The 24373-nt window shown below is 66.0% G+C and carries 17 protein-coding genes; 6 read left to right on the top strand and 11 right to left on the bottom strand.

All coding sequences use genetic code 11. The features are described from left to right. The coding region (gene rho / locus ACQG3P_RS10115; RefSeq protein WP_426804957.1) for a transcription termination factor Rho at positions 1-1536 on the top strand (1536 nt) is incomplete at its 5' end. Between the two features lie 547 nt (positions 1537-2083). Here rho and ACQG3P_RS10110 read toward each other — a convergent pair. Continuing rightward, the gene (locus ACQG3P_RS10110; RefSeq protein ID WP_320457841.1) at positions 2084-2512 is read right to left on the bottom strand and encodes a hypothetical protein; all 429 of its coding nucleotides are present in this window, start codon (positions 2510-2512) and stop codon (positions 2084-2086) included. Positions 2513-2833: 321 nt separating this feature from the next. Between ACQG3P_RS10110 and ACQG3P_RS10105 the strand changes: the two genes are divergently transcribed. After that, positions 2834-4417 (top strand): MASE1 domain-containing protein, encoded by a 1584-nt coding sequence (locus ACQG3P_RS10105; protein ID WP_426804956.1) that lies wholly within the window; start codon positions 2834-2836, stop codon positions 4415-4417. 29 nt (positions 4418-4446) lie between these two features. Here the strand turns inward: ACQG3P_RS10105 and ACQG3P_RS10100 are convergent, their stop codons facing one another. Further along, the gene (locus tag ACQG3P_RS10100; protein ID WP_426804955.1) at positions 4447-6975 is read right to left on the bottom strand and encodes a glycoside hydrolase family 3 N-terminal domain-containing protein; all 2529 of its coding nucleotides are present in this window, start codon (positions 6973-6975) and stop codon (positions 4447-4449) included. A 330-nt stretch (positions 6976-7305) separates the two neighbouring features. On the opposite strand from ACQG3P_RS10100, the gene ACQG3P_RS10095 reads away from it, so the two are divergent. After that, positions 7306-8313: a LacI family DNA-binding transcriptional regulator gene (locus ACQG3P_RS10095; protein WP_093534866.1), complete on the top strand. Its 1008-nt coding sequence runs from the start codon at positions 7306-7308 to the stop codon at positions 8311-8313. A 4-nt stretch (positions 8314-8317) separates the two neighbouring features. Here the strand turns inward: ACQG3P_RS10095 and ACQG3P_RS10090 are convergent, their stop codons facing one another. Continuing rightward, positions 8318-9589 carry a sugar MFS transporter gene (locus ACQG3P_RS10090; protein ID WP_426804954.1) on the bottom strand — a complete coding sequence of 424 codons (1272 nt, stop codon included), beginning with the start codon at positions 9587-9589 and terminating at the stop codon, positions 8318-8320. A 421-nt stretch (positions 9590-10010) separates the two neighbouring features. Here ACQG3P_RS10090 and ACQG3P_RS10085 point away from each other — a divergent pair, with 421 nt between their 5' ends. From ACQG3P_RS10085 to ACQG3P_RS10075, 3 genes are all read left to right on the top strand, one after another. Next, on the top strand, positions 10011-13019 hold the full coding sequence (locus ACQG3P_RS10085) for a TonB-dependent receptor (protein WP_426804953.1): 3009 nt from the start codon (positions 10011-10013) through the stop codon (positions 13017-13019). Between the two features lie 61 nt (positions 13020-13080). Next, entirely contained in the window at positions 13081-14097 is a 1017-nt protein-coding gene (locus ACQG3P_RS10080) for a cupin-like domain-containing protein (RefSeq protein ID WP_426804952.1), read from the top strand. Positions 14098-14218: 121 nt separating this feature from the next. After that, entirely contained in the window at positions 14219-15805 is a 1587-nt protein-coding gene (locus tag ACQG3P_RS10075; RefSeq protein ID WP_426804951.1) for a diguanylate cyclase, read from the top strand. Between the two features lie 47 nt (positions 15806-15852). Here ACQG3P_RS10075 and ACQG3P_RS10070 read toward each other — a convergent pair whose 3' ends face one another. The 8 genes from ACQG3P_RS10070 to ACQG3P_RS10035 all read right to left on the bottom strand — a co-directional run bounded on the left by ACQG3P_RS10070 (position 15853) and on the right by ACQG3P_RS10035 (position 24361). Further along, positions 15853-16722, bottom strand: coding sequence for an energy transducer TonB (locus tag ACQG3P_RS10070; RefSeq protein WP_426804950.1), 870 nt, complete (start codon positions 16720-16722; stop codon positions 15853-15855). Between the two features lie 17 nt (positions 16723-16739). After that, the gene (locus ACQG3P_RS10065) at positions 16740-17609 is read right to left on the bottom strand and encodes an energy transducer TonB (RefSeq protein WP_426804949.1); all 870 of its coding nucleotides are present in this window, start codon (positions 17607-17609) and stop codon (positions 16740-16742) included. A gap of 58 nt (positions 17610-17667) precedes the next feature. Next, positions 17668-19404, bottom strand: a complete 1737-nt coding sequence (gene aceK / locus ACQG3P_RS10060; protein ID WP_426804948.1) for a bifunctional isocitrate dehydrogenase kinase/phosphatase — start codon at positions 19402-19404, stop codon at positions 17668-17670. A 113-nt stretch (positions 19405-19517) separates the two neighbouring features. After that, entirely contained in the window at positions 19518-19877 is a 360-nt protein-coding gene (locus tag ACQG3P_RS10055; RefSeq protein WP_068854836.1) for a hypothetical protein, read from the bottom strand. 27 nt (positions 19878-19904) lie between these two features. Further along, positions 19905-20342 (bottom strand): roadblock/LC7 domain-containing protein, encoded by a 438-nt coding sequence (locus tag ACQG3P_RS10050; protein ID WP_184125894.1) that lies wholly within the window; start codon positions 20340-20342, stop codon positions 19905-19907. Continuing rightward, positions 20335-20883, bottom strand: coding sequence for a GTP-binding protein (locus ACQG3P_RS10045; RefSeq protein WP_426804947.1), 549 nt, complete (start codon positions 20881-20883; stop codon positions 20335-20337). Before ACQG3P_RS10045 ends, ACQG3P_RS10050 begins: the two co-directional genes overlap by 8 nt. A gap of 2 nt (positions 20884-20885) precedes the next feature. Then, complete coding sequence (locus ACQG3P_RS10040) at positions 20886-21839, bottom strand: hypothetical protein (protein ID WP_184125895.1); 954 nt, start codon at positions 21837-21839, stop codon at positions 20886-20888. A gap of 296 nt (positions 21840-22135) precedes the next feature. Further along, positions 22136-24361 (bottom strand): NADP-dependent isocitrate dehydrogenase, encoded by a 2226-nt coding sequence (locus tag ACQG3P_RS10035; protein ID WP_068854258.1) that lies wholly within the window; start codon positions 24359-24361, stop codon positions 22136-22138. Between the last annotated feature and the right edge of the window lie 12 nt (positions 24362-24373).

Raw genomic sequence — 24373 nt, 5'->3', positions numbered from 1 at the left:
TGCCAGGACGCCGCCGACGGCGGTCAGCGCAACAACAACAACAACCCGCAGGGCGGCCAGAACCCGTACCAGCAGGGTCAGAACCAGGGCCAGGGCCAGAACCAAGGCCAGGGCCAGGGCAACCGCCGTGACCGTTTCCGCAATCGCCGTGACCGCGACCGCAATCGCGGCGGTGGTGGTGGTGGCTTCCGCGACGACGGCATGCCGCAGGACAATGGCGAACAGCAGCCGTTCGTGCGCAGCCAGCAGGCCAACGTGCCCGAGGGCTTCCCGGTCTATTCGCTGAGCGACCTCAAGCGCATGCCGGCCCAGAAGCTGCTGGAAATCGCCGAGCAGCTGCAGATCTCCGAAGGCGTCGCCCGCGCCCGCAAGCAGGACGTGATCTTCGCCCTGCTCAAGGTGCTCACCCGCCATGGCGACGGCGTGGCCGCCGACGGCGTGCTGGAAATCCTGCCGGACGGCTTCGGCTTCCTGCGCGCGGCTGAAGCCAGCTACCTGGCCGGGCCGGACGATACCTACATTTCGCCCAGCCAGATCCGCCGCTTCAACCTGCGCACCGGCGACCACCTGTCCGGCCGCATCCGCTTCCCGAAGGACGGCGAGCGTTACTTCGCGCTGTCGATCGTGGACACCATCAACGGTGAGCCGCTGGAAGCGTCCAAGAACAAGGTGCTGTTCGAGAACCTCACCCCGCTGTTCCCGCGCAAGCGCTTCACCCTGGAACGTGGCAACGGTTCGTCCGAAGACATCACCGGCCGCATCATGGATCTGATGGCACCGCAGGGTAAGGGTCAGCGCGCGCTGATCGTCTCCCCGCCCAAGGCCGGTAAGACCATGCTGATGCAGCAGGTGGCGACGGCGATCACCACCAACCACCCCGACGTGCACATGATCGTGCTGCTCATCGACGAGCGTCCGGAAGAAGTGACCGAAATGCAGCGCACCGTGCGCGGCGAAGTCATCAGCTCCACCTTCGACGAACCGGCCGCGCGCCACGTGCAGGTTGCCGAAATGGTGATCGAGCGCGCCAAGCGCCTGGTGGAACACAAGAAGGACGTGGTGATCCTGCTCGACTCGATCACCCGCCTGGCACGCGCCTACAACAACGTGGTGCCCAGCTCCGGCAAGGTGCTCACCGGTGGTGTGGACGCCAACGCCCTGCACCGCCCGAAGCGCTTCTTCGGTGCCGCCCGTAACGTTGAAGAAGGTGGCAGCCTGACCATCATCGCCACTGCGCTGGTCGACACCGGCAGCAAGATGGACGAGGTGATCTACGAAGAGTTCAAGGGCACCGGCAACAGCGAAGTGCACCTGAACCGTCGTATCGCCGAAAAGCGCGTGTACCCGGCCATCGATATCAACCGTTCGGGCACCCGCCGCGAAGACCTGTTGATCGAACCGGAGCTGCTGCAGAAGATCTGGATCCTGCGCAAGCTGCTGCACCCGATGGACGAAATCGCCGCGATGGAGTTCCTGCTCGACAAGATGAAGAACACCAAGTCCAACGACGAGTTCTTCGGTTCGATGAAGCGCTGACCGGCGCCAACATCGAAACAGGAAAAGGCCCCGCACTGCGGGGCCTTTTTGATGGTTGGGGGCCCCAACCGATCAGCGCTGGCTGACGGTAGGTGCCGACCGTTGGTCGGCACACGTCAAGGCCGCATCCGGTCCAACAATGGCCCGAAGTGTGGCGCAACCAACCCTGCTACCGCCTCCCCCACCGCCCCCCCCGCGCCCGCCGCGTTTACTTCCCCCGCGGCCGGCGCGGGGGGCCCCGGACTTCCCCAATCCAACCCGAGCCCGGCTCTGATCACCGTGGACACCGCCACCAGGATCAGCAGCGATGCCCCACCCAGGACGTGAACTAGTGTCATTGCCGGTTCCCCGCGTGCGTATGACCAGCACACTACCCGCGAACCGGCAGGCTTTCTTTGAATCTGTTCCTAAAGCGTCACCTCTCCGACAGAGACAGGTCAGCTCGATCCCGGTCGCGCGCGCCGTTGGCCGGCCGTGTGACGCCCCTGATCCACGCATCAACCCGAGCGGCCACTCCATTCTCCAAGGTTGCCTTTTCCAAGGCGGCTCAGGGAACCTCCACCGACCACACTGCCTCTTTTCCAACCCCGTAGCGCACGATCGAGAAGTCCTCATGCCGGAATACCACGGCGCTATCAGCACCCTCTGGCACGGACTCACGACGCGTCGGGACAGACGCACGGAATGGCACGTCGCCAGCAGGCAACGCCCAGAACGTGTCGCCGGCTCGCCCGATGATCACGTGAACCCGACCGGCAAGATCATTCACCTGGAAGTACGAGATTCCATCGCGCTCAAAGCCGTACACCTGCCAGTTCGGATCCTGGCTCGCGTTACTGGCCATCGGGTGAGATTGCCCCAATCCGTGGGACGCCAACTCGTTCCCATGATGGTCACTCAACTGAGCCGCGGCCGACATCGGCGCCATGGCGAGAAGCAGCACGGACGTCGCGCTGCAGATGGGCAAAAACCTCACTTTGACCTCCATTGGGTGAGTGGCAAGAGTGCCGAATGAATCGTAGTTCCTTCAGCAGAGGGTTCCCCTGAAGATCCTCTGATTCATATGCACGGTGCCCCTGCGATACAGACGCCGGGATATCTTCCCGCCCAGATTGAAGATCGAACGAGCATCACCAACAGCGTGTGACGTCCCGCAAGAACACACGATTTCTGCAAGTCTCGTATCTTTCCTATAATTCAAGACAACCATTGCATCGCGCTTATTTCGCCGATACCGTCCGCACCCGACGACCACCTGCATCCTCAGGGTGTCGTCTTCGGCAGAACGGAGAATCGCATGCAAACGGAGTGGCTGAAGAACGGACTGCATCTGAACTTTCGCATTCACCCACTGGGCCTTGCCATCGCGCTTGTCTACGCATTTGCGTACTGGGTAGCACGCGAGGTGTCGATGGATCAGTCCTATCTTCCCGCCGGCATACGAATCGCAGCACTCCTTCTCACTCCGCTGCGACTTTGGCCCTACCTTCTCGTCGGCGAGTACTGCTACTTCGCGTTCGCCCGATATCCCTTGATCGACCGCTACGGATGGACGTGGTTCGTCGTCAGCTCGGCCGTGCTGATGCCTGCGGTCATGTTGATCACCCACCTGCATCGGCGGATCATGAGTTCACGAGCAGGTGTCTGGCTCATTTGTGTAGCCGCCGTGTCGACTGTCACGGTGACGACATTGAACCTTTTGATCCCATACCTGCTCTGGCCCAACCCTCCGGCGGCGGGGTTTGGTACGGACGCGGTTCGCTTCCTGGTAGGCGATTTCATAGGGATCCTCACGATCGCGCCGCTGGCGCTGCTTTGGACGCATCGGAAAGAGGCGTTTGTCCTGCAGACCGGACGGATGGTGCCGACAGTGATCTGCCTCGTTCTGATGGCCTTCGTTGGATTCGCGGCGCTTTGGATCCCGGCGGCTCCTGGCCCGGCCAAAACCAATATTCTTCTATTGCTCGCCCTGCCTGCCATCGCCTTGACGTGCATGCATGGCTGGAGGGGAGCTGCCGTCAGCGTGCCCACCTGGAGCTTGATCGTGCGCCTGACCATGCCTGCGTCGGGCATGGCGGACTCCTTCGATCCCGCGGCCTTTTCGGCACAACAGAGCCTGGCGCTGGTTGGGATAGCGCTTCTGGCCGTTGGCACATGCTTCTCCCACTATTACCAAGAGCTCAGAATCCACAAGCTTGAGAAAGAGCGAGCCCTTTGCCACTCCAGAGCGGCTCATACCGCCACTGAGAAGGAACTCCGCTCGCGGGTGCTGGACATACGGCAGCTCAGCGAGGGTTTCGATGCCTCACTGAGCGACGTTGCTGAGTGGCTCAAGACCAAAGGCCACCAGGATCTCGCAGGCGGCCTCTTGAAGGTTACCGCTCTCCACTCCCGAAAATTCCGCGAGCAGGTCACGATGGTCTACCCAACGTCGCTGGAACACGTAGGGCTCTACCTCGCCCTCCAGATTGGCGGTATTGATGAAGCATGGAAGGCAACGGAGCGCCTGGCACCGCATCGACTGACGGGGGACCCATGCAGGCTGAGTGTCGGCCTTCAGCTTGCCGCGTACCGCACCATTATCGATGCAGTTTCCCTGCTGCTGGACCGCGAGCCGGGCCAGATACATATCCGCGCACGCTGCGGGGCATCGGCCGATATCAGGGGAATCGTCGTGTCGGTTTCCATACAGGACCCTCACCACAGCCTTTCCAGCGAGACGCTGGCCGCAGCCATCGAACGACTGACGGGAAGACCGCTGGCCTACGGCGGAACCATTCAGTGCCGCCGCAACCGCATCCGAATCCTGTTGCTGGAACAAGCAGACACCGACGCTGACAGCAAGGCCGTAGCAGCTCGGCGCCGATCAGCTCAGCGGTAGAGCCGGGCAATGCCCGGCTGACCCGCACGTCACCGGCACTCCACCACCCCCTCGGCCTTGTCCGCCTTCGTCGCGACCCGCACCTGGGTGAAGGCCGCGGCGAACGGCTTGTCCGCGCTGACCACGAACGGGGCTTCCACCGCGCCCAGGTCCACGCCCTTGCTGGCGAAGCAGGCCAGCGGAATGGTCACGGTGCGCTTCTGCCCCGCGGTGAGCGTTGCCAGCGCCGGGGCGATATCCACCCCGCCCTCGCAGCCGGTGCCGCACTGCATGGTCACCGTTACCGGCGAGGCGGGCGGGTGCTGCACCATCACGTCGAACTGCAACGCGCCGTTGCTGCGCGCCAGCGCGCCCAGGTTGCGCCGCGAGGTGCTGCGCGCGATCAGCTGCGCCGGGGCCAGCCAGGTCACTTCGCGGGCGTCCTGCTGGGTGTTGATCTGCACCGTGCGCACTTCGGCGACCGGCGTGGCGGCGGGCCAGCGCAGGCTGGCATTGAGATCGTTGCCGAGTGGCTGGGTGGCACCGCCAGCGGCGATGTGCAGCGAGAACGGCGCGTTATCCACGCGGTTGAAGATCGGCAGCGTGGTCACTTCACCGCAATGGTCCGGGTTGGTTTCGGGCAGGCGCGCGACCTGCGCGGGCTTGGCATAGCTCAGGCCATAGCCGAACTTGAACAGGTCCGGGCGCTTCGGGTCCGGGCGGTCGATCGGTGCCGGGCAAGGCACGCCCGGCCACGGGAAGCTGAGCCGGCCGTGGAAGTCGTGCGCGGGCCTGCCGTCCTTGCCTGCCACCAGCACGTCGGTGATGCCCTTGCCTTCGGTACCCGGCAGCCACGCCGCAACGAACGCCTGCGACAGGTTGAGCAGGTCGTTGGTGTACATCGGGCGGCCGGAGAAGTACACGGTGACCAGCGGCTTGCCGGTGGCGGCGGCGGCCTTGAGCACGGCCAGGTCCTGCGGCTGCGCACGGCTGTGGCTGACCGTGTCCGAGGCGAGGATGTCGCCGTTGGTTTCGGCGTACGGCGTTTCGCCGATCACCGCGACCACCACGTCGAACGCCGACGCATCGATGCCCTTGGCATCGGCGCTGTAGGTCACCTGCTGCGTGCCCAGCTCGGCGCGCAGCGCGCCCAGCACCGAATCGGCATTGGGGAAATCGGCGTTCGTGTTCTCGGTACCCTGCCAGGTCAGCGACCAGCCCCCGGCCTGGTCGGACAGGCTGTCGGCACTCTTGCCCACCACCAGCACGCGTGCATCGCGCTTGAGCGGCAGCACCTTGTCCTGGTTCTTCAGCAGCACCAGCGATTCGCGCACGGCTTCGCGTGCCAGTTCGCGGTGCTGCACGGCGTTGGCGTCGCCCGCGAAGCGGCTGTCGGACGGCTTGTGCTCGAACAGGCCCGCACGCAGCTTCACGCGCAGGATGCGGGTCACCGCATCATCGATGCGCGCCATCGGAATCTCGCCGCTCTCCACCTGGGCGATGGTGTTGGCGATGAAGGCCTTCCAGTCGTCGGGCACCATCACCATGTCGATACCGGCGTTGATCGCCTGGGCGCAGCTGTCGTTGCGGCAGCCGGGTACCTGGGCGATTCCGTTCCAGTCGGAGACGACGAAGCCGTCGAAACCCATCTTTTCCTTCAGCGCGCCGGTAAGCAGCGCCTGGCTGCCGTGCATCTTGCCGTAGTCCACGCCGCCGGCACGGTCGTTCCAGCTGTTGAACGAGGCCATCACCGTCTGCACGCCTTCGCCCAGCGCACCGAAATAGCCCTGGCCGTGCACGTTGATCATGGTGGCCTTGTCCACCGTGGCCTCGCCCTGGTCGCGTCCGTTGTCGGTGGCCCCATCGCCGATGTAGTGCTTGGCCGTGGCCACCACGTTGCCGTCGCCGGTGAAGCGGCCCTGCGCGCCCTTGACGTAGGCGGTGGCGTATTCGCGCACGATGGATGGGTCGGACGAGAAGCTTTCGTAGGTGCGGCCCCAGCGCGGGTCATGTGCCACGGCCAGCGTGGGCGCGAACACCCAGCCGATGCCGGTGGCACGGGTGGCGCTGCCGGTGGCGGCGCCGATGCGCTCGATCAACGCGGCATCGCGGGTGGCGCCCAGGCCGATGTTGTGCGGGAACAGCGTGGCACCAAACACGTTGCTGTGGCCGTGCACGGCATCGGTGCCCCAGATCACCGGCACCGGGGTGCGTGCGTCAGTGGCCAGCGAGGCGGCGTGATAGGCATCGGCCAGCTTCACCCAGTCGGCCACGCTGGCGTGCTTGTCCATGCCCGGCCACGAGCCACCGCCATTGAGCACCGAGCCGATGTAGTAGGTACGCACCTGCTCCGGGGTGATCTGCTTGATCTCCGGCTGGGTCATCTGCCCGACCTTCTGGGCCAGGGTCATCTGCGCAAGGATGCTGCGCACGCGGCTTTCGATGGCCGGGTCGGAGGCGATCGCGCTGGTCACCTGCGGCCAGTCCTGCAGGCGCTCGGCGGCGGGCGCGGCGTGCGCTTGGGCGGCCAATGCCGTCAGGACACAGACGGTAAGAAGAGTCTTCCGGGCGCTGCTCACGTGCATCTACCTCCAAGAAAATGTACGGATGATGGACCGGGCGCGGGCTGCTTCAGCGCTTCCGGTGACAGCGCTGTCATATAAGCCCGGCGGGGCGCTGTCAACCGGTCGGCGAACAGCTTGTCCTGGTATCCCCGTCGTTGTTGGGCTGGCTCTTTTCGCGCACGCCGGGAATCCGCAGTTGCTGTTGCAGCGCCGCATGGAAATCCGGACCGTGCACGAATACCCCGCAACGTGGCACCATCCGCCTGCTTCGGTAATCCCGAAACGACTCAGGCGCATTACCATCGGCAGCGGCCGGCCGGGCTCTCCAGGAGGATCCATCGCACCATGCGTAGTCGTATCGAGGATGTCGCCGCCATTGCGGGCGTTTCGATCAAGACCGTATCGCGCGTGCTCAACAACGAGCCGAACGTACGGGTGGAAACGCGCGACCGCGTGCTCGCTGCGGTCTCCCGGCTGGGATACAAACCGAACCTGTCGGCGCGCAGCCTGGCCGGGCAGCGCTCGTATGCACTGGCGCTGGTCTACAACAATCCTTCGCGCAACTACCTGATGGAAATCCAGAACGGCATGCTGGAAGCCTGTCATGCCAACCACTACAACCTGATCCTGGGGCCGGTCGGCATCGGCCGGCGCACCCTGCCCGACCTCGCCGCACTGTTCGAGAACTCGAGGCCCGATGGCGTGGTGCTGATCCCGCCGCTGACCGACGATGCGGTGGTGCTGGCGTACCTGGAAGACAACGAGATTCCGTTTTCCAGCATCGCCCCGCGCCATCCCGAAGGGCGCATCGGCGTACGCATGGACGAAACCACCGCAGTGGTGGAACTGATCGGCCATCTGGTCGCGCAGGGCCACCGTCGCATCGCCCATATCAAAGGCCCGCGCGCGCATGGCGCGTGCCAGTGGCGCCTCGCCGGCTACCGCCAGGCACTTCGCGACGCGGGCATCGAGTACGACCCGGCGCTGGTGGTGAACGGCCAGTTCTCGTTCGAGTCGGGCATCGACGCGGCCAATGCGCTGCTGGACCTGCCCGAGCCGCCGACCGCGATCTTCGCGGCCAACGACGACATGGCCGCCGCGGTGTTCCGGGTGGCTGGCCAGCGCGGCCTGCGCGTGCCGCGCGATCTTTCCGTGTGCGGCTTCGATGACACGCCCATTGCCGGGCACATCTACCCGGCCCTGACCACCGTGCGCCAGCCCACCGACACGATGGGCCGGCTGGCCACCGAACAGCTGATCGAACGCATCCGCTCGCCGAAGGCCGGCCGCATGGTCACCGTGGACCATGCGGTGCTGGTGCGTGAATCCACCCACGCACCCCGGCGCCGTTGAGGGGTCAGGCGTAGCGGCGCGACCCGCGCCATGCATAGAACACGATGAACAGGTAGCACAGCATCGGCAGCAGGAACGATGCCTGCAGCCCGTAGTGGTCGGCCAACCAGCCCACCGCCAGCGGAACCACCGCGCCGCCCACGATCGCCATCACCAGCAGGCTGGAGCCCTGCCCGGTGAGCGGGCCCAGGCCGCCGATGGCGAGCGCGAAGATGGTCGGGAACATGATCGAATTGAACAGACCCACGCTGACCACGCTCCACTTGGCCAGCTCGCCGGTGCCGAGCATGGTCACCGCCAGCAGCCCCATCACCACCAGCGCGAACAGTCCGAGCAGGCGGCGCGGATCAAAGCGCGCCAGCAGGAACGTACCGACCAGGCGGCCGACCAGCGCACCGCCCCAGTACAGCGACACATAGCGCGTGGCCTCCTGCTCGGTCAGGCCTTCGCCGATGCCCGGCATGGACAGGAAGTTGACCAGCACGCTGCCGATGGACACTTCCGCGCCCACGTAGAAGAAGATCGCCAGCACGCCGAAGGCCAGGTGTTTGTGGCGCAGCGCCGCACCGAGCGTGCCCTGTTCCTTGCTGTCTTCCACCCCGGCAATGCTGGGCAGGCGGAACATCCAGATCGCCGCGGCCAGCACGAACAACGCGATGGCCAGGCCGAAGTACGGCACCTGCACCGATTGTGCTTCAGCGGCGCGGTAAGCCAGCGCTTCGGCCTGCGGCAGCAGCGCCAGCTGGTCGGCGCTGCGCGGTTCGGCCGCCAGGATCAGCAGGCCACCGAACAGCGGGGCGATGGTGGTGCCCAGCGCGTTCATCGACTGGGCCAGGGTGAGCCGGCTGGAGCTGGTCTGCTCCGGCCCCAGCAGCGCCACATACGGGTTGGCCGCGACCTGCAGCACGGTGATGCCGGTGGCCAGCACGAACAGCGCGCCCAGGAACAGTCCGTATACATGCAGCGCGGCCGCCGGCCAGAACAGCAGCGCGCCGACCCCGGCGATCGCAAGACCGGCCACGATGCCGCGCTTGTAGCCCACCGCAGCCACCAGCCGGCCCGCCGGCAGCGACATCAGGAAGTACGCGCCGAAGAAAGTGAACTGGATGAGCATGGCCTGCACCCAGGTCAGCGAGAACGCGGCCTTGAGGTGCGGAATCAGGATGTCGTTGAGGCAGGTGATGAAGCCCCACATGAAGAAGATCGCCGTCACCACGGCCAGTGCCATGCGTGTGCTCTGTACGTGCTGCCCGCGAACCACGGTGGAAGTGTCCATTGCCTGTCCTTCTGATGGGAATGCCAGCCATGCGGCGGCCAGACATGGAACCTGCTTGGCGTCCTGTTGTCCAGCGCTGTCAGACAACCGGTCAGAACACGCGACAGTCACCGTCACCTGCCCGAAAACAGGTTTCGCGCAGTTTCGTTCTGCACTGCACAACGAGCAGACCCGACTGAATCGGGCGCGTGACGTCCCGGTAAAACAGGGCTGAAAGGCCCGCATTGCAGGGTTTGGCGCGTATACAGCGACCCGCCCCGGGACACGCAGGGACACCCACGCGCGACACCGCGAACGATGCGCTTCATGGCAGTTTGTTGACAACGCTGTCAGGCATCGGCCCAATCCGCCCACATCGTTGTTGAATCGTGTCAGACGCCGTAGGACTGCCATTACCGATTTCCCTGGGGAGGGAGCTGCAATGAAGACGTACAAGGCCGTACCCCGCAAGGCAATGCTCACTTCCGCGCTGCTCGCCGTGTTGGCCGGGCCGGCGTGGGCCCAGGACACCACCCGCGACGGCGCTGCGTCGTCGTCGGAAGGGCTGGATCCGGCCACGCTTGATACGGTGCAGGTCACCGGTATCCGTGGCAGCCTCACTTCGTCCATGAACCTCAAGCGCGACAGCCAGGGTGTGGTGGACGGCATCGTGGCCGAGGACATCGGCAAGTTCCCCGATACCAACCTGGCCGAATCGCTGCAGCGCATCAGCGGCGTGTCGATCGACCGCACCTCCAGCGGCGAAGGCTCCAAGGTGACCGTGCGCGGCATCGGCCCGGACTTCAACCTGGTGCTGCTCAACGGCCGCCAGATGCCGGCCTCCAATCTGGGCAACGGCGGCGCCGGCCTGTCCGGCTCGCGCTCGTTCGATTTCGCCAACATCGCCTCCGAGTCGATCTCGGCGGTGGAAGTGTTCAAGACCACCCGTGCCGACAACCCGACCGGTGGCATCGGTGCCACGATCAACGTCAAGACCCTGCGCCCGCTCGAATCGGCGCCGGTGGTGAGCGTCGGCCTGAAGGCCGTCAACGACACCTCCAACGACAACCTGCCCAGCACGCTGCAGGGTTCGAAGTACACCGGTGAGATCTCCGGCATCTTCAGTGACACCTATGCCGATGGTCGCGTGGGCGTGATGCTGAGCGGCAGCTACCAGGAGCGCGATTCCGGCTTCAACCAGGCCACGGTGGCCGAAGGTTGGGCCACGTTCGAAGGCGACAACACCACTGACTGGCGCGTGCTGCCGCAGCCGGGCCAGGGCTACGCGGACCGCATCCAGAACCGTCCCGGCCCCGATGACGTGTACGGCCGCCCGCAGAACACCGCCTACAACGTCAACGGCGTGCAGCGCCAGCGCACCAACGGCCAGGCCACCCTGCAGTGGAAGCCGGTCGACAACGTGACCACCACGCTGGATTACACCTATGTGGAAAACAAGGTGCAGCAGCAGCGCAGTGAGCTGTCGGTGTGGTTCAACTATGGCCCGGGCGACAGCATCTGGACCAACGGCCCGGTCGCCGCGCCGATCATCTACAGCGAAGACATGGTCAATTCGGACGTGTCGATGGGTGGTGCGCAGCTGGCCACGAAGAACACGCTGGACTCGCTGGGCTTCAACGTGGAGTGGGAAGTCAACGATGCGTTGACCCTGAACTTCGACGCCCACCATTCCACCGGCGAATCGCAGCCCGACAGCCCGTATGGTTCGGCTGGCGTGCTCGGGGTTGCCGCGTTCGTGCGCGGCAAGACCACGGTCGACTACAGCGGCGACCTGCCGATCATCAACATCGCGCTGCCGCCGGGCGGGGTGCAGGCGGCCGATGCCCTGGTCACCGGCTCGGTGTTCCAGAACAGCTACAACAAGTCCGAGGTGGAACAGTACCAGGGCCGCGGTACCTTCCAGTTCGCCGACTACTCCGCGTTGGACTTCGGCGTGGGCTACACCGACGTCAAGAACCGCTCGGCCTCGGCGATCATGCAGCGCAATACGTGGGGCGGCCTTGGTACCCCGGCCGACTACGATGACAGCATCTGGTACGCCGACGACATGGCCAGGTACTTCGATGCGTTCTCGGGGCACAACGATCCGCGCCTGACCGGCCAGTTCCTGGTGTTCGACTTCGACAGGCTGATCAACCGTGCCGCGCAGGTCGGCACCGCATCCGACCCGGCCTGCCCGACCTGCTACGTGGCTCCCACCGAGTATTCGCAGGACATCCGCACCAACGAGAAGTCCAAGAGCGCGTTCCTGCAGTACCGCACCACGTTCGACTGGTCGATGCCGCTGAACGTGGCCGTCGGCGTGCGCTATGAGCAGACCGACGTGGATTCCACCGCGATGGTGCGCGTGCCCAACGGGATCAGCTGGGGGTCGGCCAACGAGCTCAACATCGAGTACGCCAGCGAAAGCGGCTTCATCAGCGACAGCGGCAAGTACGACTATTTGCTGCCCAACCTGGACCTGAAGCTGGACATCAGCGATACGCTGGCGCTGCGCGGCAGCTACAGCCGCAGCCTGGGCCGCGCGGGCTGGGACCAGATCCAGAGCGGGCAGTCGCTGGCCGACATCGTGCGCACCCAGGGTGGCAGCGGGTCGCGCGGCAACCCGGCGCTGGAGCCGCTGCTGTCGGACAACTTCGACCTGTCGCTGGAGTGGTACTACGGCGAATCCAGCTACGCCTCGGTCGGCTTCTTCCGCAAGAACATCAAGAACTTCATCAGCAACACCATCGTCCGCGAGAACACCGGCAACCTGCACACCCCGGTGGGTGGCGCCTACTGGAACGCAGCGCTGGCAGCCGGCTGCGGGGTGAGCGACATGCCCTGCATCCGCGATTACATCTTCACCAACTTCAACGGCCAGCCTGGCGTGACCGCCACCGGCACCAACTCGGCCGGCCAGCTCACCGGCACCATCGTCGGGCAGCCCGGCGACCCGATTGCCGGCTTTGACATCACCCTGCCGGCCAACCAGCGTTCGGACCATCTCGATGGCTGGGAAGTGGCGGTGCAGCACCTGTTCGGCCAATCCGGCTTCGGCCTGGCGGCGAACTACACCAAGGTGAAGTCGGGGCTGACCTTCGACAACCAGAGCCTGGGCGACCAGTACCCGATGGTGGGCCTGAGCGATTCGGCCAACCTGGTGGCGTTCTACGACAAGCACAACTGGCAGATCCGTGCGGCCTACAACTGGCGCGACAAGTTCCTCAACGGCATCGGCGGCCAGGGTCCCAACCCGAACTACACCGATGATTACGGCCAGCTCGACCTCAACATCAGCTACGCGGTCAGCGAGCAGCTGTCGCTGAGCCTGGAGGCGATCAACCTCACCGACGAGACCATGCGTACCTACGCACGGCATACCAACATGCTGCGCTACGCCACCCAGACCGGCCCGCGCTACATGTTCGGCGTCCGCTACAAGTTCTGAGCAGCAGCGGTGTGGCGGGTCTACACTCGCCACACCGCCACCGCCTGCAAGCGACCCTGCCATGCCTGCCACGCCCGGTCCGATCGACGAAGTGCGCGACCTCGACCGCCACCGGCTGGCCGAGGTTCTCCCGGGCTGGACCACGCCCAAGGTGATCCGCGGGCTGGTGGCGGACTGGCCGATGGTCGGCGCCGCGCGCGACTCGGCCGATGCGGCGGTCGCCCACCTCAAGCAGTACGACCACGGCACCCTGCCGGTCACCGCCACTACCGCGCCGCCCGCAGCAAAGGGGCGGATCTTCTACAACGCGGACATGAGCGGCTTCAACTTCCGCCGCGAGCAGATCGCGCTGAAAGTGGTGCTCGATACGCTGCTCAAGTACCGCAGCACGCCCGAACCGCCCACCATCTACGTGGCCTCGACCACGCTGGACAGCTTCCTGCCCGGCTTCCGCCAGGACAATCCGCTGGCGCTGGGCGTGGACGGACCGCTGGCCAGCATCTGGATCGGCAACCGCTCGCGCATCGCCGCCCACCACGACGTGCCCGACAACCTGGCCTGCGTCGCCGCCGGCCGCCGCCGGGTCACCCTGTTTCCGCCCGATCAGATCGGCAACCTGTATGTCGGCCCGCTGGATTTCACCCCGGCCGGCCAGGCAGTGAGCCTGGTGGACTTCGCCGAACCGGACCTGGCCCGCTTCCCGCGCTTTGCCCGGGCCATGGCCAGCGCGCAGGTGGCCGAGCTGGGCCCCGGTGATGCCGTGTTCATTCCTTCCCTGTGGTGGCACCACATGGAAGGGCTGGATGATTTCAACGTGCTGGTGAACTACTGGTGGCGCCCGGTGCCGGCCTGGATGGACCCGCCGATGAACGCCCTGATGCTGTCGCTGCTCGCGCTGCGCGGGCTGCCGCCGGCCCAGCGCAGGAACTGGCGGGCACTGTTCGACCACTACGTGTTCGGCGCCGATGGCGAAGCCAACGCACATATCCCCGACAGCAAGCGCGGCGTGCTGGGTCCGCTGGATGAGGGCATGGCGGCCAATGTGCGCAGCGTGCTGCGCAAGCGGATGGAACGCTGAGTCCGGACCTCCCCCTTTGGGCGGTGAATCCGTGATAATCCGCGCCGGGAACCCCTTATCCGCCCCGTTGCAGCCTCATCGGTAGGACCGGTTGGCGCAGCATCCTGCCGGTCACTCTGCCATGCCCCTGCTGTCGTCCCGCCTCAACCTGGGCAAGCTGATCCTGGCGCTTGCCCTGCTCAGCGCGCTGGTCGCCCTGGCCAACACCCTGCACGCCAGCTACCGCGTGCAGCGCGAACAGCTGATCGGCACCACGCTTGAATCCAACCGGGTGTACGCCAGCAAGCTGGCCGAGAGCACCCAGAACTTCGTGCTGTCGGCCCAGCAGCAGCTGGCCTATGCCGCCACCGGCCTGGGCCAGCGCGCGCATACCCGCGCCGAGCTGGAAGCCGAAGCGGCGCGCCTGCAGCTGCAGACCAACAGCTTCAACTCGGTACTGATCGTGGACCCGGCTGGCACGGTGCTGGCCACCTCGCCGCTGAGCCTGGCCCTGCAGGGGGTGGTGCTCAACAGCCAGGGCAACAGCGAGGCGCTCAAGCGCCGCGAGCCGTACATCAGCGATCCGTACGAGTCGGCCACCGGCCGCCTGCTGGTCGCCATCTCGCACCCGATCTTCGACCCGCAGGGCCAGTACAAAGGTTATGTGAGCGGCACCATCTATCTGCGCCAACGCAGCATCCTGCAGAGCCTGCTGGGCAAGCACTACTACCGCGACGGCTCGTATCTGTACGTGGTGGACCGCAATGGCCGCATCCTGTACCACATCGAACCCACCCGGGTTGGCCAGTTCGCCCTGGAGAACCCGGCGGTGAAGGCGGTCAGCCAGGGCCACTCGGGCGCGCAGGAAGTGCGCAACAGCCACGGCGTGCTGATGCTGGCCGGCTACGCGCCGGTGCCCAGCGTGGGCTGGGGCGTGGTGGCACAGCGCCCGACGGAGGCCACGCTGGCGCCGCTGGCGCGCTTGATGAAGGCGGTGATCTGGAATGCCATCCCGCTGGGCGTGCTGTCGCTGCTGGTCACCTGGTGGTTCGCCCGGCGCATTTCGCTGCCGCTGTGGCAGATGGCGCGCAACGTGCAGAACCGCGACACCGGCATCGCCATCCGCCACGTGACCGGCATCAAGGCGTGGTACTACGAGGCCGCGCACCTCAAGCAGGCGCTGCTGTACAGCTTCAACCTGCTGCAGGACCGTATCGGCAAGCTCAACCGCGCCAGCATGACCGACCCGCTCACCGGCCTGCAGAACCGGCGCGGCCTGCAGGAAGGGCTGGAAGACTGGCAGGCACGCGGGCAGCCGTTCGGGATCATCGCGCTGGATATCGACCGGTTCAAGACCATCAACGACCGCTTCGGCCATGCGGTCGGCGATGCGGTGATCCTGCGCATCGCCCAGCTGATGCGCGACGATTCGCGCGACACCGACCTGCTGTGCCGCAATGGCGGCGAGGAGTTCCTGATCCTGCTGCCCGGCATCGACGTCACCGCCAGCGCGGGCATCGCCGAGCGCCTGCGCCTGCAGGTGGAAGCAGAAGTGTTCGAACAGGTCGGCACGGTAACGGTATCGCTGGGCGTGGCCCACTACCCGTCCTACCACGAGGACCCGCAGCAGGCGCTGCGTCTGGCCGACAAGGCGCTGTACATGGCCAAGGAACAGGGTCGCAACCGGACCGTGGTGTATCCAGCGCCAGACGGCCCGGCCGGAAGCTGACGCTCAAACCGGATCGACGCGCGGCGCCGATCCGGTGTTTCAGCTGCTTACCCGCCCAGCGGGGTCAGCAGGCGCGGGCCATTGCTGACGTCGGTCATGTACACGCCGCCGACCGCCAGCAGGCCAGCCACATCCTGTTCGCCGGGTCCGACCTCCCGCCAGGGCGCATGCGCGCGCGGACCCGGAATGTAGACGTTCCACTGGCCGTAGCCGCGCGTGACTTCGCCAAAGTCAAAGCTGACCGGCACGCGCACGGACCAGAACGGCTTGTCCTTCTCGTCACCCGTGCTGGGGGCGCGGAAGCTCCAGCGATGTGCGGCATCCACGCTCTGCTTCGCGAATGCCTCGCGCAGCCGCTCCATGCGACGCGCGTCACCGAGCACGCGCAGGTTGACCTGTTCGGCGATCACATCCATGACCTTGCCGTCACGGCCGACTTTCACGATCAACATCACATCGCCACTTCCACCCATGTTCAGTGCGACCGAGGGAAACCGCGGCGGCGCCATCTTGATCGAGGTGACCTGGTCGGTGCTTGTGGCGTCGTACCCGCCGAAGGTTGCGGCGTCGAGCGTGACCATGTCCTTGCCGTCGGGCCCGATGTTGGCGACCAGGCGGATGGACACCTGGGTGCGCGCACGCACGGGCTTGCCATCGCGCACGATCGGCTCGAAGCGCCAGGTCTGCACGGAGCGGTCAACGAAGCCGGCCAGTTCAGCCGGCACCTTTTCGCGCTGGTCCAGCACGAAGCCTTCCACCTGCCCTTCGGTACCAATGTTGACCTGCCCGGTCAGCACCATGCTGCCTTCGGCGGTCCTGCGCATTTCGCTGCGTGTCTGTGCGGCGGCGTCCGGTGCGGCGGCGACGATGCTGCCGCCAAGTGCCAGGGCCAGTGCCAGGTAAAGGGAACTACGCATTGCACGACTCCTTGTGATCAGATGCCCAACGGGGTGAGCAGGCGCGGACCGTCATCCAGGTCGGCCATGTAGATGCCGCCCGCAGTCAGCAGGTCCGGTGCGGCGTCCTCGCCGGCCTGCGAGGTACGCCACGGCGCGCGCTCGCGCGGGCCGGGAATATAGGCTTCCCACGTGCCGTAAGGCGTGCGTTCGCCCATCATGTAGCGGACCGGGATCCGCACGGTCCACGACTCGGCATCCTTGAGCCTGCCGGTGGTCGGCGGGCGGAAGGTCCAGCTGCGCGCCGCGGACACCGATGCACGGGCAAACTCGTTGCGCACCTGCCGCATCTGGTTTTCCTTGCCCACCACGCGCAGGTTCACCTGCTCGGCGACCACATCGTTCACGGTACCGTCGCGGCCGACCTTCACCAGCAGCAGCACTTCGCCCTTGGCGCGCATGGCAGCGAGATTCCTGGGGTAGGCCGGCAAGCGGAGCTCGCTGGAGGTCACCCGGCTGGTGTTTTCCGGGTCGTACTTGCTGAAGCTCGCACCCGCCACGCGCACGGTGTCGCCCGCGCCGCCCGGACCGGGCTGGGAGAGCAGGCGCAGGGTCACCGGCGTCTGTGTGGCGACCGCCGTGCCGTTGTCCACGATCGGCTGGAACTGCCATGCCTGCACCTGGCGCTGCACGAATGCCGCCAGATCGGGAGGCAGCGTGTCGGCGTGGTCCAGCTGGAAGCCGGTGACGTGCCCGTCGGTACCGATATCGATCTTGCCGGTCAGCGTCATGCTGGCTTCGGCGGTCTCACGCACCGAACGCGCGGTCTGTGCAGCGGTATCGGTTGTCGCGACCAGCCCGGTGCCGCCCAATGCGAGGGCCAACGCCAGAAAATGGGGATAACGCATCTCACCTGCTCCTTGTGGATGAACCCCGAGGATAGCCCAGTGATGTGTCAGGGGGAAATCAGGCCAGGCGATGATGGGCTGCATAGGGCGGCGTGTCGGGATAGTCGCCGGCCGCGAAACGCGCCTGCAACCCTTGCCACCAGTGCGGATCGAACAGATGCGCATGGTGTTCGCGCACGGCGGCAAGCTCGTCGGCGGGCAACCCCATGAAGGGTGCGAAGCGCTCCGGGAACACATCGCGTGGGCCCACGTGGAACCACGGCTCATCGGCCATGGCTTCGTCCGCATTGCGCGGTGTCGGCCAGGCGCGGAACACGCAGTCGCTGACGAGGCACAGCTCGTCGTAGTCATAGAACACCGCGCGCCCATGCCGCGATACACCAAAGTTCTTGGGCAGCATGTCACCGGGGAAAATGTTGTTGCGTGCCATGTCGGTGATGGCCTGCGCGTAATCCAGCGCGGCGGCACCGCGGGCTTCGGCCGTCTGCTCGCGCAGGTACAGGTTGAGCGGGCGGAAACGACGCTGCACATAGCACAGCGCGATCACCAGCGAATCGCCGTCCTCACGCACGCTGGCCGCGCACTGGCTCAGCAGTTCTTCGCGCAGCGCCGGCGAGAAGCGGGCCTTGGGAAAGCGCAGGTGGCGGTAGGGTTGCGCATCCAGCAGGCGGCCGACGCGGTCCAGGTTGAATACCAGCGCGTACTTTTCCTCCACCTGGTGCCGGGTCATGGTCTTGGGCCAGGCGAAGCGGTCGCGGATAAGTTTGAACACCAGTGGGTAACTGGGCAGCGTGAACACGGCCATGACCATGCCCGGTGTGCCATCGGCATGCACCAGCTGTTCGTCGGGATGGTCCTGGAAGTGGCGGAAGAAGGTCCGGTAGCGCTCTGTCTTGCCCTGCTTGGCGCGGCCCAGCACGGTGTAGATCTCATCGATCGGCTTGGCCGGCAGCAGGCTGCGCAGGAACACCACCGCATCTCCCACCGTGGCCAGGTCGGCCTGGAAGTAGCTGCGTGACACGCCGAACAGGTGCGCCACATCGCGACGCCGGGTCAGCACGGCTTCGGCACGCAGGCCGTTGTCGTCGTTGACCAGCGCGATCACGCAGGGGGAGAAGCGGTGTTCGCCGAACACCCGCCCCACCAGGTAGGCGCGACGCTCGCGGTAGAACACGGTATCCAGCAGCTCGATGCTGCGTACCGGCTGGGTACCCCAATGCTGCAGGTCGTCCTGCAGGCGCACGGCAATGGCCGCCGCACAGCGCAACTGGTGCGCATAGGGCACATCGAAGCGATAGTCACCCAGCACCCGCATGAAGGCCTCGGCCGGCCGCGTCGCCGACAGCGCGTAGGTATGCCGCGCGACCGGATGGGTGATGGCGTCGGATGGCTCCACATCCATCGCCATGAACTCCACTGCGGCATCCACGCCCTCAGTAGCGAACAGGCGCCTGGCCAGCGTGTTGTAGAAGGTTTTGTACAGTTCTGCGTCGATCAATCCACCCACCAGGCCTGCGTAGGCCCTCCGGATCTGCAGCCACAGGGCGCGCTCACCCACGGCCTCACGCGCAGCCCGCCGCAGCACATCCACCGTCTCAGCAATGCAGCGGTCATACAGCCCGATGCGTTCCACCGCATCCTGCCGCGCCCCGTTCCAGTCGCGGGTCTCGAAGCGCACCCGCGCGCGGCGGGTCACCCCGGCGAAACGCGCGTGGTAATCCTCGAAGGCATCACGGATCAACGCCGCCAACCGCGTGGCGAGCGCTTCGTCATCAGGGGATGGGGCAACAGGCATGCAGGGCAACCGGGAAGACCACCCCAACCATAGTGGGGCGGCCCATGGCCGGCAAGCGATCCCATCCCGGGCTGCCACCGACCACCCGGGGTGGCCGGCAGCAGCGTCAGGTCTTACAACGCCAGGGACGCCTCCACGTCCTGCACCCGGCGCCGTGCCAGTGCCAGGTTGGACTTGTTGCGGTCCAGTACCAGATAGAGGAACAGTCCCTTCCTGGAGGCCACCGGGCGCATGATGTGGTACGCCTTGCCCAGCGAGATCAGGATGTCCTCGATGGTGTCGTTGAGGTTCAGCGACGCGGCGGTCTTCATCTTCGCCCGGATCACTTCGGTGTTGCCTGCTGCCGCCACTTCCATGTCCATGCCCGAGCCGGCTTCGCCCAGCAGCATGCCGCTTTCATAATCCACCAGTGCCACCGCCTGCGCGCCGTCGATGGTCATCAGCGCGCTCAAGGTTTCGCTCACACCTGCCATGTTGCACCCCATTTGGTTATCGAGCCCCTAGTTCCCCTGCGGATCGGCTCGTGATCCGCTGAGTTCGGCCATGATGTTGCGGCCACATTCCTTTGCACTCCAAAGCACCTTGCCGGTCACGCAGCGCGTGTCGCAGGCGGCCATCAGCAACAGCGGTGCGGGCGCGCACGGCAGCGCCAGCATCAGCACCTTGCCCTCGCCGGCTTCCAGCATCAGCACTTCCAGTTCGCCCAGCGACAGCTCGCGGCCCACGGCGGCGGCCAGTGCCAGCATCGCGCTGGTCATTGCCGCCAAGCGCTCGCCGTTACCGTGGCTGCCGGCGGCCGGCACCAGTGCGAAGCCATCCACGCTGGCCAGTACCGCGCTGCGCACCCCATTGAGCGTGTCGGCGAACGCCTGAAGGTGCTGGGCAACACGGTCGCGCACGGCCGGATCCAGCCGGCGCACATCCTGCCCGTCAGCCATGGGCCAGCACCAGGTCGCGGGTTTCCATCTCGCTCATCAGCACGTCCATCAGGAAAAGTCCTTGTTCGCGTTCGCGTGCGTCCACCGGCATCACCGGCAGCAGGCGGCCATCCCAGCCCGCGGCCGTGGCGCAGGAATCGAGGTCGAAGTCCGGGGCGAGGTCCATGCGCGAAACGCCAATCACGGCCGGTACCTGCGCGGCATGTTCACGCAGCACCCCCAGATAGCCCAGCAGTTCATCCACTGCTGTGTGACGGGTGGCATCCAGCAGCAGCACCACGCCACTGGCGCCCTTCAGCAGGATCGGCCAGATGAAGTCGAAGCGCTGCTGGCCGGGCGTGCCGTAGAGCCGCAGGCGGTCGCCGTTGGGCAGGTCGATATCGGCGTAGTCCATCGCCACCGTGGTGGAGGCCTTGTCCGCGCCGGCGCGGTCGCTGTTGTGCACGTCGGTATCCACCACCGCGCCTGCGGCGATGGCGCGCACCAGGGTCGACTTCCCGCACCCCATGCCCCCCAGCACCACGATCTTGTGTTCGCGCATGCTCAGCCCCCACCGCGCTGGCGAACGCTGCGCCACATCCGGGCCAACAGGGTGCCGCCGCCCTCCCCTGCGCGCAGCGGCACGCTGCTGGCCGGCGCATCTTCCAGCGCGGCGTAACCACACAGGTACGCCGGGTGCACGAAACTGCGTACCGCATCCGGTGCCACGTCCAGCAGGGAGGCGCACTCGTCCACGCTGCACGCGCGCTTGAGCAGCAGCGAACACAGCCGGAAGCTGTCGTGCTGGTGGCCCAGCACGCGGAAGTCGGGCCAGCGCAGCAGCTTCACCCGCGCACCGCGTTGCAGCCGGGCATCCAGGTCATGCCAATGCGCGGGGCGTTGGCCCCATTGCCACAGCAGCGGGCGCAGCGGCTGGCGCGGCAGCGTGCCGCCCAGTTCCTGGTAGCGGCGTTCGGAAAGCCCGTGCAGTGACAGCGCTTCAAACTGGTCTGACAGAAGCTGGGCAAGGCTGCAGGGGTCGGTACCGGGCAGCACCACCATCTGGTCCTGGGCGAAATCCAACAGCAGGGTGGGCACTTCGTTGAGCACCAGCACCGCGTGGCCCTGCCGCGCGGGCAGGCGCTCGCGCAGCGCGCGGGTGATCGCCTTGGCGCCCTGCGCCGTGCACGGTTCGTCGATCCGCAGCGGCGCACCAGGCATCTGCCGCAAGGCGTCTTCGATGGCGTGGTCGTCGAGTACGCCGTGATCGTCGCCCTGTCCCTGGTGCAACTGCCCGTTCTGGTCTTCCACCCAGACCTGGATGCGGGGGCGCTCGCGCACCATGCGCAGCGCGGCGTTGCGCAGTGCCGGCGTGTCCTTGATCACCAGCAGGTCGCACTCGTCGAGGTCGCGGCAGCTGCGTACCGTATCGGCCGGCAATGAAGCGGCCACGCGCAGGCGCTGCAGCAACGCCCGTTCTCCCTGGACATCCGATCCGACCACCAGCACCCTGGCCATGCCCTTCCCCTGGCTTGTGAGAGATCACAGCTACTGCGGAACGCTCGCCGATAGCCTATGCCAAGGATCTCGCGCAGTTCGGTGACGGATTGCTCACTTCGCGTTGGCGAAACGGTCGGATCCTTCCGGTATGCGCGCCTTGGCAGCATGCAGGTTTCATGCCTTCTTTACCTGTTGCGGCTGGCGAGAGAGTGCCAGAACCACCCGGACGGGTGTCACGTATTTGCGGGCAAAAAAAAGAACCCGCGCCAGGCGCGGGTTCCTCGGTTACTGCCTTGGTGCCGGTGGCTGAAGGCTTACAGCGCGGCCAGTGCGTCGTTGAACGTGCTGCTCGGGCGCATCGCCTTGCTGGCCTTGGCCACGTCCGGGCGGTAGTAACCGCCGATGTCGACCGGCTTGCCCTGCGCGGCGATCAGCTCACCGACGATGGCCGCTTCATTGTCCGACAGCGCCTTGGCCAGCGGGGCGAAGCGGGCCTTCAGCGCGGCATCGTCGTCCTGCGCGGCCAGGGCCTGGGCCCAGTACAGCGCGATGTAGAAATGGCTGCCACGGTTGTCGATGCCACCGAGCTTGCGCGAGGGCGACTTGTCGTTGTCCAGGAACTGGCCATTGGCCTGGTCCAGGGTCTTGGCGAGCACCGTCGCACCGGCATTGTCGTAGCGGTTGCCCAGGTGCTCGAGCGAGGCGGCCAGGGCCAGGAATTCACCCAGCGAATCCCAGCGCAGGTAGTCCTCTTCCACGAACTGCTGCACGTGCTTGGGAGCCGAACCACCAGCGCCGGTTTCGAACAGGCCACCACCGGCCATCAGCGGCACGATGGAGAGCATCTTGGCGCTGGTGCCCAGTTCCATGATCGGGAACAGGTCGGTGAGGTAATCGCGCAGCACGTTGCCGGTCACCGAGATGGTGTCTTCACCCTTGCGGATGCGGTCCAGCGAGAACGCGGTCGCTTCCACCGGAGCGAGGATGCGGATGTCCAGGCCGTTGGTATCGTGGTCCTTGAGGTAGGTTTCGACCTTGGCGATCACCTGCGCATCGTGCGCGCGCGAGGCATCCAGCCAGAATACGGCCGGGGTGCTGCTCAGGCGGGCGCGGTTGACGGCCAGCTTGACCCAGTCCTGGATCGGGGCGTCCTTGGTCTGGCACATGCGCCAGATGTCGCCGGTCTGCACGGCGTGTTCGAACACCACGTTGCCGGCATCGTCGGTGACGCGCACGGTGCCGTCGGCCGGAATCTGGAAGGTCTTGTCGTGCGAGCCGTATTCTTCGGCCTTCTGCGCCATCAGGCCGACGTTCGGCACCGAGCCCATGGTGGCCGGGTCGAACGCGCCGTGGGCGATGCAGTCGTCGATCACGGCCTGGTATACGCCGGCGTAGCAGCGGTCAGGAATGACAGCCTTGGTGTCCTGCAGCTTGCCATCGGCATTCCACATGCCACCGGAGTCGCGGATCATGGCCGGCATCGAGGCATCGACGATGACGTCGCTGGGCACGTGCAGGTTGGTGATGCCCTTGTCGGAATTGACCATGGCCAGGCCCGGGCGCTTGCCGTATTCGGCAGCCAGGTCGGCCTTGATCGCTTCCTGGGTGGCTTCAGGCAGCTGCGGCAGGCGCGCGTACAGGTCGCCGATGCCGTTGTTGGGGTCGAAGCCGGCCTGCTTGAGCACGTCGGCGTGCTTGGCCAGCACGTCCTTGTAGAACTCTTCGACGACCACGCCGAACATGATCGGGTCGGACACCTTCATCATGGTGGCCTTCAGGTGCAGCGAGAACAGGACGCCCTTGGCCTTGGCATCGGCGATCTGCGCCTGCACGAACGCGGCCAGCGCGTTGCGGCTCATCACCGCGGCATCGACGATCTCACCAGCCTTGACGGCGGTCTTTTCCTTCAGCACGACGGTGGTGCCGTCGGCCTGCTGCAGTTCGATCTTCAGGTTGCCGGCGGCGGCCAGGGTGGCCGACTTTTCGCTGCCGTAGAAATCGCCGCCGTCCATGTGCGAGACGTGCGACTTCGATTCGTTGGACCACTTGCCCATGCGGTGCGGGTGCTTGCGGGCGTAATTCTTGACCGACAGCGGCGCGCGGCGGTCAGAGTTGCCTTCGCGCAGCACCGGGTTCACCGCGCTGCCCTTGACCTTGTCGTAGCGCGCCTTGATGTCGCGCGAGACGTCGTCAGTGGGCACGTCCGGGTAGTTGGGCAGGGCATAGCCCTGGTCCTGCAGCTCCTTGATGGCCGCCTTGAGCTGCGGCACCGAGGCGCTGATGTTGGGCAGTTTGATGATGTTGGCGTCCGGGGTGGTCGCCAGCTGACCCAGTTCGGCCAGGTGGTCGGCTTCCTTCTGGTCGTCCTTCAGGAAATCCGGGAACAGCGCCAGGATGCGGCCGGACAGCGAGATGTCACGGGTTTCCACTGCGATGCCGGCGGTGGCAGTGTAGGCCTCGACGATCGGCAGCAGCGACTGGGTGGCCAGGAACGGGGCTTCATCGGTAAGCGTGTACAGAATCTTGGGCGTGTTCGACATGGGGGACAGTGC

Origin of the sequence: Stenotrophomonas sp. SrG (assembly GCF_050031795.1) — a bacterium.
In the GTDB taxonomy this organism is placed as follows: Bacteria; Pseudomonadota; Gammaproteobacteria; order Xanthomonadales; family Xanthomonadaceae; genus Stenotrophomonas; species Stenotrophomonas rhizophila_A.
The sequence above is the reverse complement of the archived record's forward strand: the minus strand, read 5'-3'. Positions and strand labels throughout refer to the sequence as shown.